Raw genomic sequence first — 10,682 nt, forward strand, 5'->3', positions numbered from 1 at the left:
ATGCACACTCATGCAAATCGCATCCACGCAAAGCCGCTTTCTGCATCGCTGGGCGTAGAGATTCTTGGCTTGAATCCGAAACATCTGTCGGAGGAGGAAAAGGGCGCGATCAAGCTTCTTTTCGACAATCATCATTTCGTGCTATTTCGCAATGCCGATGTCACCGAGGAGGAGCATGTGTCGCTGGTGCGGGCTATTGGGCCGATTTCCACGGCGGACGAGATCATGAAAGACGGTCGGCAGTTCACTTATATCTCGAACGTTCATGCCGATGGGCGCGTCCCGAACGGCGAGCTCTTCTATCATTCGGACCATATGTTTCTGGACGAACCGCTGAAGGGGATTTCGCTTTATTCGATCGAGGCGCCTCGAGTTGGCGGCGAAACGCGGTTCCTGAATTCCGCCAAGGCCTATCAGGCGATGCCGGACGATCTGAAGAAGCGAGTTGAAGGCCTGTCCGCTCGCCACGTCTACGATTATGACGCGAACCGCGGCGATCAGCGTCCCGATCCCGCCACGCTGAGTGCGAATACCGACATGGCAGTCTATCCTCTCGTTTGGCGCCACCCGGTAAGTGATGTGCCGCTCCTCTATATCAGCCGACTGTTCACCATCGAGGTTCTTGGACTTTCGCGCGAGGAAAGCGAAAAACTTCTGGACGACCTGTTCGCTTACCTCGACACGATCGGCGACGACTATACCCACAAATGGGCGAGCGGAGATCTCATTGTCTGGGACAATCTTCATTTGCAACATGCCCGTAACGACTTCCCACACACCGAGCGTCGGGCTTTGCGCCGCGTGCCGATTGCGCTTGAGGCGGCCTACCAGCATTCGGGATAATCGTCCGCCGATTACGGGCGGTCCGCGCACACTTGTTGCTTCCTCCGGCCAGGGCGCGAGACCGCCTTGCTCACGGTTGTGGGAATGATATTCGCCTCAGGCATCGTGCAGATCGAACTTCTCGTGCGCGGAGCGGCGTCTTTTTTTAACGCCAATCAGCTCGGCATAACGGCGCTGCGCTGGGCGGGGGGGGGGCAGCCTATCTTTTATACCTTTGGTCGAAGCTGCTCTGGCCAAGCTTTGGCGCCCATGCAGCGGGCCGGCTCGATAGGCCGGAGCATCCGATTAGACCGCCGTGCGGGACGACGCTAACCGGATTACAATATCATCAATGTCGAGGTGGCCGAGGCACAGAGCCGCCCATTTTTGTCCGTAAGCTTTGCTTCGACAAATGCCGTTCGGCGCCCGATCGTCATGATGCGCCCCTCCGCCCGCACCGGGCCATCCGCCTCCGTGATGGCTCGATGATAGGCGATCTTGAGTTCCAGCGTCGTATAGGGCTGGCCCAGATCAAGCTTTGACTGGACTGCGCAGGCACAGGCGCTGTCGAGGATCGCCGCGGCATATCCCCCATGCGCCGTTCCCGCCGGGTTATAGACGTGCGCGAGCGGAGTTCCTTCGAAAACAGCAAATCCCGCCTCGATAGCGACGAGCCGAAAATTGAGGGTCTGTGCAATCGGAGCCTCCTGGCCCGCTCCGATCAAGGCCTTGAGTTGATCGAGTCCGCTTGGGGGCGTCTCGCGGCCACTGGCCGCCTCGGCAGATTTTGAAGCATTATCGGGCATCCGGAATAGCACCCCAATCAGATGGTGACGCCGCAGACTGGTTCCCAAATCCTGCAACGCGGCTCGTTCGCCACATCGCATGGCTTATGCCGACATCAACCTTATGTCCTCGTCAACTTGAGCGTCAAGTCCGTCGCCCCAAACAATGCCCCGCGAATAACACTTTTCAGGTTCGTCGAGACTGGCGATTACGCGGCTATTCCTGATCAGACGCGAGTAGAAACCGTCGTTGTAGAAATGAAGCCTTTCGGCAAATGGGCAAGGCACTCACCCAGAGGATGCAGTTGGCTCCACTCCTTAATGAGTGGTTCGAAATCGATGACATTTTTGGCTTGCTGTGCCGCGGAACAATCTTCGATGTTCCAAATCGCTAAATCGCTAATGTGCTGCGAACGATCTCTCCGACATGCCGAGCTTCAACATCGGCGGAGGAAACCAGAGCAACCGGCGCAATCTGCTTCATTCGTGGGTAAGTAAGGGCTTTGGAAGCAAGGTATTCCGGATCACGTGATCCCATCGCCTCGACCACGATCCGTCGTATCTCCCCGGTGTCGCGTGCGTGCGCTTCGAGCAAGAAATCAGGTCGACATGCTCCGAGCGGCGTCAGTGTGTCAAACAGCGGCTTCTCAAGCGCAAGGGTCCATCCAGCGCGGTCGAGTGTGCGTCGGAGGGCGAGCAGCTCTTGGAGCACGAGACGCTCAAACTCTGAATCGACGGGCACGAACCGATTGCCCGCGAAGATCGGCTGGGCATAGCCGCGAAGCGCGGCAAAGTCGTGGGTCTCGGGATATTGGCCGACGACGACCAAGACCAGGTAGGGGCCCTTGATCCGGTTTCCCCGGATTGATGGCGACTGGACCCGGTTCGCGAGCACCACGGGGCGGCCTGCAGCTACCTCGATCGTCGAGCCGCGCACCTCCCGCGCGAAAAGAGCAAGAAAGGCCTGAGGGACGTGGCCGCGAGGCCATCGCGGCGCGAGCGTGCGGAGCGCGGCATAGACGCGATTGCTGTGGAGCGGCTGCGCATGCGTCCAGAAGGCGCGGCCGAGCTCGACACCCGGTGCGACCTCGACCCGGGCGGCGGTGCAAGCGAGCCGTTGGAATTCGTGGGTAATCGAACGCTCCGGGTTCTCCTCGCAGAGCGGCGGGCAATGATTGAGCCCAGAGAGGGCCATGAGCCGCCAAAGCAGGCGCGCGAGGTGCGGGATCGACCCCTGACGGGTTCGATCGTCGGTCGCGTCGGTTTCCGGGCGTTGCGCCAGATTCTCCGGCGCCGGGCGCAACACCTCGAAATAGCCGATAGGGGGTTCGGTCGGGCTGTCGTGGGTCCGGACCTCGGATAGCCGGTTGGTCGCCTGCTCGCGGAAGAACGGGCAATTCGCCCGGTGCTCCGGACGTTTTGCACTCGTCAACCGGCGCAGATAATAAGTGTCCGCCTCGGACAGGAAGGCGGGCGTTAGGATCGGTGGCGCTTCACCGTCATCCAGGCAATCACAGGCGATCCACCGTTCGCCGATCCGGGCCTGCTGGACGAGCATGATCCCGGCATCCTCGTCGGCCCGTGAACCCTGACCGATATACCATCGAACGAGCGCCTCCTTGACGAGTGCGGGAAGAGTGATCCGCCCGCCGCCACAGCCATCGCTGTTTCTTGGAATCAGCCACATCGACACGTTCCAATTCGGTTGCCGCTGGTAACGTGGGCTCGTCCCCGACGGATTGACAGATCGCCGGTAGCTGATCTCCACTTTGCATCTGGCAGATCGGAGGAAGCGTCATGCGAGCAGCATTTATGTATTTGATGGGGCTGGCGACATGCTGGACAGCCACCGCGCGGGGCGATGAAGGCCAACCGAGAACGGCGCGGCGCGTCGAACTTATCCAGATGGGTGACATGGCCGGACCGCCGCGCGCGCGCAGCTCCGCGAATATCGCAACGGCCGCTGCCCCGCGCGTGACGGGGGTTGAAGTGCTGGCCTATGGGCCGAACGCGCAATCGATGGAACGGCAGTTGCGCACCCGGTTGCAGGCGTGGGCGATGCCTGGCGATCCAGATAACTTGCTTGCCGATGGGAGCGCTGGAATGCCTTTCATGCCTGAGCTTGTGGCGCCCGTGTCGGCCATCTCCGTACCCTTGTGGATGCGGCCGGGTTCGGTTCTCTCCGAGGAGACCTGGCGTTTCGTTCCAGGCTGCGCATCTTCTGGCTATCGGCCGACCGGACTTCTGCGGCCCGACGCGGAGCTGCGCCGCGCATCCTACTATGGGATGATGAGCCGGATCGCATGCGAATATGGCATTCCAGTCGGGTTGTTCGATGCGATGATAATTCGCGAGAGCCGGTATCACCCGACCATCGTCTCCCCTAAGAATGCCTTCGGTCTTACACAGTTGATGCCGGCGACGGCCGCGGGTCTCGGCGTCGACCGGTACAGCGTCGAGGGCAATTTGCGCGGTGGTGCTAGCTACCTGCGCCAGCAGCTCGACACGTTCGGGCAATATCATCTGGCGCTCGCTGCCTACAATGCGGGACCAGGCCGCATTCGCGGCGGCCGGATTCCCCGGATCCGCGAGACCCAGGACTATGTCGGCAATGTCCTCTCGAACTGGTCGCGCCTGAGCGGACTCCAGCGCCAGGCGGTGTCTCTCTCGACGGACAACACCCCACAGCTCGGGCCGATCGTACCGCCAGCCAGGCAGCGGACGGCCGCTGTCTCGACCTTTTGAGGCGTGCCGGCCCCCGAGCGCGCATCGCACGGTCAGATGCCTAGAGCTCGAAATCATCGCCGTCGGTAAGGCGCGCGCGGCGCTCGCGGATCTTCACAACCTCGTCGGCCACCTTCTTCACGACGGCGCGCTGGAGCGGTGCGCCCCAATCGCGCTTCACTTCCGAACCGTCGATGCCGTTGATCTCGTCGAGTGCGTCGATGATCTTGCGCGGCAGCTCGGCGAACATGTCGCAAAGCATCGAAATGATCGTCGAATAGCGTTGGCGATCGAGGAGATCGAGGCCCTGGAAGGTCTCGAGGCAGGTGTAGGCCTGAACGATGTTCGTCCCCAGCGCATGCAGGATCTTCTCGAGTTCGGGCTGTGTCATGACGGACCGCTTGGCCGGATCGCGATGGAGAAGGAGACCGAGCCGGGTCTTGTTGATCCCTGTCTTTTGCGCCAGCGCGCGCTGCGCTGTTTCCTGCTCAGCCATGGATTCGAGGATCAGCGGAATATAATCGCGGAGCGGATTCCCGCTTTCCCCGGCGTCCACGATCTACGCCTCAAACCAGGCTAGAGATGACATTTCGACCCCCAATGCCGCTCCGTTAACCAAAGACAATCATACAGAAATTGGCTTTGCAAGCGCGGTTTGGGCCAGATTGGCACTCGCGGCGCGCCTCGAGGGCGAGCCTGTCAGTGGGAGCACGAGGTATCGTCGTGGCCGGGTTCCGGGTTATCGGATCGGCCAAGCCCCAGCGTATCGAGCACGCGCGCGGCCTTTTGTTCGACAACATAGTCGAAGAGGAGAAGCGAAAGCGTATCCTCGGACGTGAGACGGTGGCCAACCCGTTTCTCGAGGCTGGTCCCGATCGCCGCGAGCCGGTCCACATAGCGCGCCGGCAGGGCCATCAGGACAGCTATGTTGCCGCTCCCCGGTATGAGCTTCAGATGATGGCGAAGGACGTCGGTATCATGGGTCGCCATGTCGGGGTTCGTGCCCGCGAGATGCAACGTCAGGCTTGAAAGGCTCTCGTGCGAACGCGTCTCGTTCGAGCGCAGGCGGATGCCCTCCGTCGTGAGCCGGAACAAGGGCTCAGATATTTCGAGCGCATAGTTTTGAGCGTCAGCGGGCATAAACGCCACGTTCCCATTTGACCCTGTTCACAAGCGTGCCCCCCGCAAGCGTCAGCCCCGATCCCACTTTGTTGAACTTCGAATGGTTAACAAAACCCGAGTCCGCAGGCGCGAATCTACCGGGATGGCCTTCTGTCCGCAATTGCGGGGCAAAGCGCCCCGGATCGGCGGCCATCGCGCCCTTTCCCGAGGGGCAACCTGTCCCTTGGGTCGGGGCAAAGCGCCCCGAATTCAGTGTCTTTTGAAAGAAAAACCACGGTCACGGCCGTCGATTCGGATTGCGTGTCCGTTGGCCGCTTGTCCGGAAGGGAGTGGATTGGTGAGCTTCTCCTTGGACGCGGTTGTTCGCGCCTTGATGTGAAGGAAACCCACCATGCAACTTGTTCGAAGCAATGTTGGACGCGCGGAGCTGGCGATCGCCCTCGCTCTGCTCGTCCTTTTTCTCTTCGTCTGGACGTCCGGCCCAGCGTTCGCAGGCGCCGACACGACGTTCGATACGGCCCTCAACACGTTCACCGATTTCCTTGAGGGCTCGGGCGGCAAGATCATCACTGTCCTGTCGCTGGCGGGCGGGATCGTCGCCCTCGCATCGGGACGGTTCTCGATGGGCCAAATCGCAATCCCCGTCGGTGTTGGCGTCGGCGCCGGCACCGGGATCCCGATCGTCACTTCGACGGTGACCGCGACGATTTGAAAGTTCCCGCGACCGGTCGAGGTGGCAGCTTCGGCCGATCCAAGGAGAGGGTGGTGCAATGGCCGCGGACAAGTACGTCATTCCGACTCATCTGGACGATCCCGAGCTGATCGGGCTGTGGACGCTGGATGAGTTCCTGGCGATGGTAATCCCATTCGCATGGGGAATTTTGTCTCAGCATATCCTTATCGGCATGTTTCTCTCGGGTGCAGGCTGGTGGGGTCTCAGGAAAGCTAAGGCAGGCCGGGCGACGTCATGGCTTCTGCACATGGCCTATTGGCATCTCCCGTCCGGGTTCACCGGGCTGAGAGCCACACCACCCTCATACTTGCGCCTGATGGCCGGCTGACATGGAACTCGCATTCAGCCATTCGCACAGCCAGCGTATCCTGCGGCAGCGCAATTGGCTGGCGGTCGCCGCCGCCGCGCTCGCCGCAACTTCGGCCGGGCTGTTCCTCACGACCATCTCCCGCGACCGGGAGGTCGTCCTCCAGCCGGTCCTTCGCTCGCCACTGACGGTCAGTTCTGCCGGAGTTAGCCGCCAATATCTCGAGATGATCACGCGCGACACCGTCGTGCTGACGCTCGATCGCAGCCCTCAGAATCTCGAATATTGGATGAACGAGGTTCTCGAGATCACCGCGCCGCGCATGCAGGGTCGGATCAAGGCGGACCTGATGAAAATCGTCAGCGAGCAGCGCGGATCATCGATTGCGCAATTCTTCACGATCGAAAAGATGGAGATCGATACGGCGAACCTGCGCTCCAAGGTGACCGGTGAACTCCACACAATCGTCGGCAACAAGGTCGTTTCGAGCGAGAACCGGACCTTTCAGTACGACTGGGAATATTTCGGGCTGTCGCTGAAGCTCATCGGCTTCGGAATGGTGACGCCCGACAAGGGGACAAATTCATGATGTCGGTCATCGCCATGGGCAGCGCCGGCGCTGTCCTCCTTTCGCGCAACCAATGCCAACTCAGCCGTTTCGCGGGCGCGGGACTGGTGGCCGCCGCCGTCATGGTCGCGGCCGCACCAGCTTGGGCCGACCAGACAGTTATGGCGTCCGACAGCAGCCAAGTCGATTGCACGGCATCGGCGCGCGATCTGACACGGATCAGCCTCGTTGAAGACGAGTTCGCCTCGGTCTCGAAAATCTCGACGGGGAATCCGACGGACGATTTCTCGGTCGTCAACGAGCCGGTACGGGGCGATATTTATCTGTCCGTGCCAGATGGGTTTGCACGCCCGGCGCTGTCCTTCTTCGCGACGAGCAAGCGCGGCTATGTCTACAAATTCGTGTGCCGGGTCGATGGCGATCAAGCAGTCCAGGTCTTCATCTCCAATCCCGCGATCGCGAACGAGCGCGCGGCCGAGGAGAAGCCCTCGGCATCGCGCGGCCCGCAAGATGCGGCCATCGAGCTAGTTCAGGCGATGTATACGGGCGCGATCGTCGACGGCTACGAGATGCGCCAGCGCAGCCTGACGCCCGTCAATGTCGGCCCGCTCAAGGTCCAGCTCGTGGCTGAATATCGCGGCGCGGACCTCTCGGGGAAAGTCCTCCGCATCGAAAATAAGAGCGATCAGGCCATCGAACTGACCGAAGCGATGGTGGCTCCGGCCAGCGCATTAGCGGTTTCGGTCGCAGAGAAGACGCTGCCCCCGGGGAAGGCGACAACCGCCTATCTCGTGTCCCAGACTGGAAGGTGAGTCCATGTCTCTTGCCAATTTACTGAAGCGCAATCGCCAACCAGTCGCCGAAACGGCCGAAACCGGGGTATCGCCCCTCACGGGCGACCTTGCCGGCAATGAGGCCATCCGCCGTCGTCAGCGACTGCTCCTGGCGGGTGCGGCGGGTGCCGGCCTGATCCTGTCGTCTATTTGGATTTTTTCAGGCGATGAATCGGATGGAGCCGCAAAGGGCGATGACACCACCGAGGTCGCCGTGTCGACCAAGGACATGGTCAACCGCAATCTTTCTCAGCAGGAGTGGATGGCGATCTCCGAGAACCGGTTCCAGTCGACCGAGAACCGGCTCAAGTCAGTCGACGGGCAAAACCGAAGGCTGGAGCAGCTGACCGCACAAGTCGAGGCGCTCAAGGGCCAGAACCAGGCGATGCAGGCCGATGGCCAGCGTGTGCTCTCCGCTTATCAGTCGGAGAACGAGCAGTTGCGCCGACAGGTCAACGAGAGGCGGAGCCCGGCGCCCGCTCCCGGTCCGGGCGCACTCTACGGGCCCGCAGGTCCCCAAGCCTATCAGCGCCCCGACGCGGCAGCGATCGCGCAGAAGGGCACCGCCGGCCTCGGCGGGCCGCCCGAGGTCAAACTGGTCAGCTTCTCGAGCGGACCGGGCGGGACGGCGTCGCGGGTCGAGAAGGGCAACACTCTTTATACCGACAGCATCAACTATCTTCCGCCCAACAGCTTTGCGCGCGCGAAGGTCATCGTCGGCGTTGATGCGAGCGCGGGGGTAAACAGTCAGACCGATCCGCTACCGGTGGTCCTTCGCGTGACGGGTCCGGCGCGCTCGGTTCTCCAGAACGGGCGCGTCCTCACGACCCGAATCGAGGGTTGCCTCGTAAACGGCGCCGCGCGCGGTGATCTGTCGGCCGAGAAGGTCTACGTGAAGCTGCAGAAAATGACCTGTCCGCAGCCGGGCGGCAGATATGCGGTTTCCGAGGTCAAGGGCTTCCTCGCCTTCGGTGGAAAGACCGGCGTGCGGGGACGTGTGGTCTCGCGCGAGGGCTCGCTGGTGACCCAGGCCTTCCTGGCGGGGCTCGCGGGCGGCTTCGGGCGAGGCTTTTCCGCGAACGCGAACAGCCTCTTCCAGGGCACAAACATCTCGACCGACGGCAAGCGCGAGAAACTGTCGACAGGGGAAATTCTCGAAGGCGGGTTCGGCGAAGGCGTCGCCCAGAGCGGCGACATGGTCTCAAAATATCTGATCGAGCGCGCCGAACAATATCAGCCGGTGATCGAGATGCCGACGGGCATCGATGTGGAGATCGTTTTTCTGGAGGGTGTCTATGTCCGTAACTGAACGCCGGCGCGGCCTCGCGCGCCCCTCGCGCCTGCTAGCGGCGGGACTCGTCATGCTTGGCGCTGCAGGGATCGCGCTTGCGGCGGACGCTGCCGTGAGCGAAGGCAAGGTTCGCGCGCTGCTGAAGGAGAGGCTTCCCAAGACGGCGATCGGCTCGGTCGATTGCGCGACCATTGGCAGCCTGTGCGAGATCGTCGCGGGAGACAATCTCTTCTATGTCGACGCCGGCGCCCGCTATCTCGTGATCGGGCGCGTCTATGATATGGAGACCCGCCAGGACATCACCGCGGCGCGCCTCCTCGAAATGAATCCGGATATGCTGGTCGGAGCGGCAGCGCGGGCCAGCAGCGGTGTCGGTGCAGAAGAACTGACTGGCAACCGGAGCGCCGCGGTTCCGGTGCCGGCCGAACGCCCGCCCGCGGCAGGGGAGAGGCGCACGCTCTCACTGGCAGCACTGCCGAAAGATGGCGCCATAATCTGGGGCAACCCGGCTGGCGAGACAGTCACCGTGTTTACCGATTTTCGCTGCGGATACTGCCGCGCCCTTGCGCAGGTCCTCCGCGACATGAAGGTGCGCGTTGTCGAGCGACCGATATCGGTGCTCGGCAACCGCGACATCGCCGATCGCGTTTACTGCGCAAAGGACCGCGAAGCGGCGCTCCACGCCGTCTATGCCGGCGAAACTCTCAACCCCGCGCCTGTTTGCAACACCTCGGGACTCGACGCCAATGAGGCCTTCGCCGCGCGCAACGACCTGCGCGGCACGCCGGTGATCGTGCGGCGCGACGGCGCGATGCTCGAAGGCTATCGCCCGCGCGAATTTCTCGAACAATGGTTGAAGGGAGCAAAATCGTGAGGGCGCCACGTCGGCGGCTCCGCCGCGCGCCCGCGATCATCCTTGGCACAAGCGGCCTTCTTCTCCTCGGAAGCTGCGCAAGCCTCGGCGGGAATGTGCGAGGGAGCTTTTCTTGCTCCGCTCCTGACGGCGTGTGCGCACCGAGCGGGACGATCGACGACCGAGCGCTCGCATCGATAGCCGGCGGGGGAGAGGGGGGCGACTATATTCCTGCGGCGGGCGAGCCTCGCTTCGGCAAGACCAGTGTTGTCCATGTTGCGCGCGCGCAGCCCGCAAGACCAGCGCCCGGCGATCCTGCGCGCACCCGCGAGCGGGTCCTGCGCATCGTCTTCCAACCCTATATCGACGACAAGGGCCGGCTCCACGAAGCGACAGCGGTGCATACGGTCGTCGCGAGTGGCGACTGGCAGCAAGCGGTCATGCCGATGCAGACGAACGCGCGGGCGTCGGGCGGAATCATCGGGATTGTCTCGCTTGCCGACGCGGTGGATCAGGCCGATCCACCTCAAGCTGTGGGCGCGCCGCGATCCGCCGCCGCCCCGTCGCCCGACGCCGTTGCCGCTGCCCGTGCCCGCAAGGCCGACCCCATTGGCGCCATCAAGGCGAATGTCTCGGATCGCCTG

At 62.4% G+C, this 10,682-nt stretch carries 13 protein-coding genes; 9 read left to right on the forward strand and 4 right to left on the reverse strand.

Features of this window, described 5'->3' with window-relative positions:
- Positions 1-843, forward strand: a complete 843-nt coding sequence (locus VJ811_RS00830) for a TauD/TfdA family dioxygenase (RefSeq protein ID WP_324070236.1) — start codon at positions 1-3, stop codon at positions 841-843.
- Between the two features lie 317 nt (positions 844-1,160).
- On the opposite strand, the gene VJ811_RS00835 is transcribed toward VJ811_RS00830, so the two are convergent.
- Positions 1,161-1,628 (reverse strand): PaaI family thioesterase, encoded by a 468-nt coding sequence (locus VJ811_RS00835; RefSeq protein ID WP_324070238.1) that lies wholly within the window; start codon positions 1,626-1,628, stop codon positions 1,161-1,163.
- A 370-nt stretch (positions 1,629-1,998) separates the two neighbouring features.
- Complete coding sequence (locus VJ811_RS00840; RefSeq protein ID WP_324070265.1) at positions 1,999-3,294, reverse strand: hypothetical protein; 1,296 nt, start codon at positions 3,292-3,294, stop codon at positions 1,999-2,001.
- Between the two features lie 110 nt (positions 3,295-3,404).
- On the opposite strand from VJ811_RS00840, the gene VJ811_RS00845 reads away from it, so the two are divergent.
- Entirely contained in the window at positions 3,405-4,352 is a 948-nt protein-coding gene (locus VJ811_RS00845) for a lytic transglycosylase domain-containing protein (RefSeq protein ID WP_324070240.1), read from the forward strand.
- Between the two features lie 40 nt (positions 4,353-4,392).
- Here the strand turns inward: VJ811_RS00845 and VJ811_RS00850 are convergent, their stop codons facing one another.
- Together VJ811_RS00850 and VJ811_RS00855 are read right to left on the reverse strand one after the other, a co-directional pair.
- The gene (locus VJ811_RS00850; protein ID WP_324070242.1) at positions 4,393-4,887 is read right to left on the reverse strand and encodes an XRE family transcriptional regulator; all 495 of its coding nucleotides are present in this window, start codon (positions 4,885-4,887) and stop codon (positions 4,393-4,395) included.
- A gap of 143 nt (positions 4,888-5,030) precedes the next feature.
- Positions 5,031-5,471: a hypothetical protein gene (locus VJ811_RS00855; protein WP_324070244.1), complete on the reverse strand. Its 441-nt coding sequence runs from the start codon at positions 5,469-5,471 to the stop codon at positions 5,031-5,033.
- A gap of 373 nt (positions 5,472-5,844) precedes the next feature.
- Between VJ811_RS00855 and VJ811_RS00860 the strand changes: the two genes are divergently transcribed.
- The 7 genes from VJ811_RS00860 to VJ811_RS00890 form a co-directional block, all read left to right on the forward strand.
- Positions 5,845-6,165: a hypothetical protein gene (locus tag VJ811_RS00860; RefSeq protein ID WP_324070246.1), complete on the forward strand. Its 321-nt coding sequence runs from the start codon at positions 5,845-5,847 to the stop codon at positions 6,163-6,165.
- Positions 6,166-6,223: 58 nt separating this feature from the next.
- Positions 6,224-6,514 carry a type IV conjugative transfer system protein TraL gene (gene traL / locus VJ811_RS00865; RefSeq protein WP_088441362.1) on the forward strand — a complete coding sequence of 97 codons (291 nt, stop codon included), beginning with the start codon at positions 6,224-6,226 and terminating at the stop codon, positions 6,512-6,514.
- Between the two features lies 1 nt (position 6,515).
- Positions 6,516-7,082: a type IV conjugative transfer system protein TraE gene (locus VJ811_RS00870; protein WP_324070249.1), complete on the forward strand. Its 567-nt coding sequence runs from the start codon at positions 6,516-6,518 to the stop codon at positions 7,080-7,082.
- Positions 7,079-7,873 (forward strand): type-F conjugative transfer system secretin TraK, encoded by a 795-nt coding sequence (locus VJ811_RS00875; RefSeq protein WP_324070251.1) that lies wholly within the window; start codon positions 7,079-7,081, stop codon positions 7,871-7,873. The genes VJ811_RS00870 and VJ811_RS00875 overlap by 4 nt, the downstream gene beginning before the upstream one ends.
- Positions 7,874-7,877: 4 nt before the next feature.
- A complete protein-coding gene (locus tag VJ811_RS00880) occupies positions 7,878-9,203 on the forward strand; it encodes a TraB/VirB10 family protein (protein WP_324070252.1) in 1,326 nt (441 codons plus the stop codon).
- Positions 9,190-10,059: a DsbC family protein gene (locus tag VJ811_RS00885; protein ID WP_324070254.1), complete on the forward strand. Its 870-nt coding sequence runs from the start codon at positions 9,190-9,192 to the stop codon at positions 10,057-10,059. The genes VJ811_RS00880 and VJ811_RS00885 overlap by 14 nt, the downstream gene beginning before the upstream one ends.
- Before the next feature lie 131 nt (positions 10,060-10,190).
- On the forward strand, positions 10,191-10,682 hold a 492-nt coding region (locus VJ811_RS00890; protein ID WP_324070256.1), incomplete at its 3' end, for a TraV family lipoprotein.

It is taken from the genome of Sphingopyxis sp. (assembly GCF_035250425.1).
GTDB lineage: Bacteria > Pseudomonadota > Alphaproteobacteria > Sphingomonadales > Sphingomonadaceae > Sphingopyxis.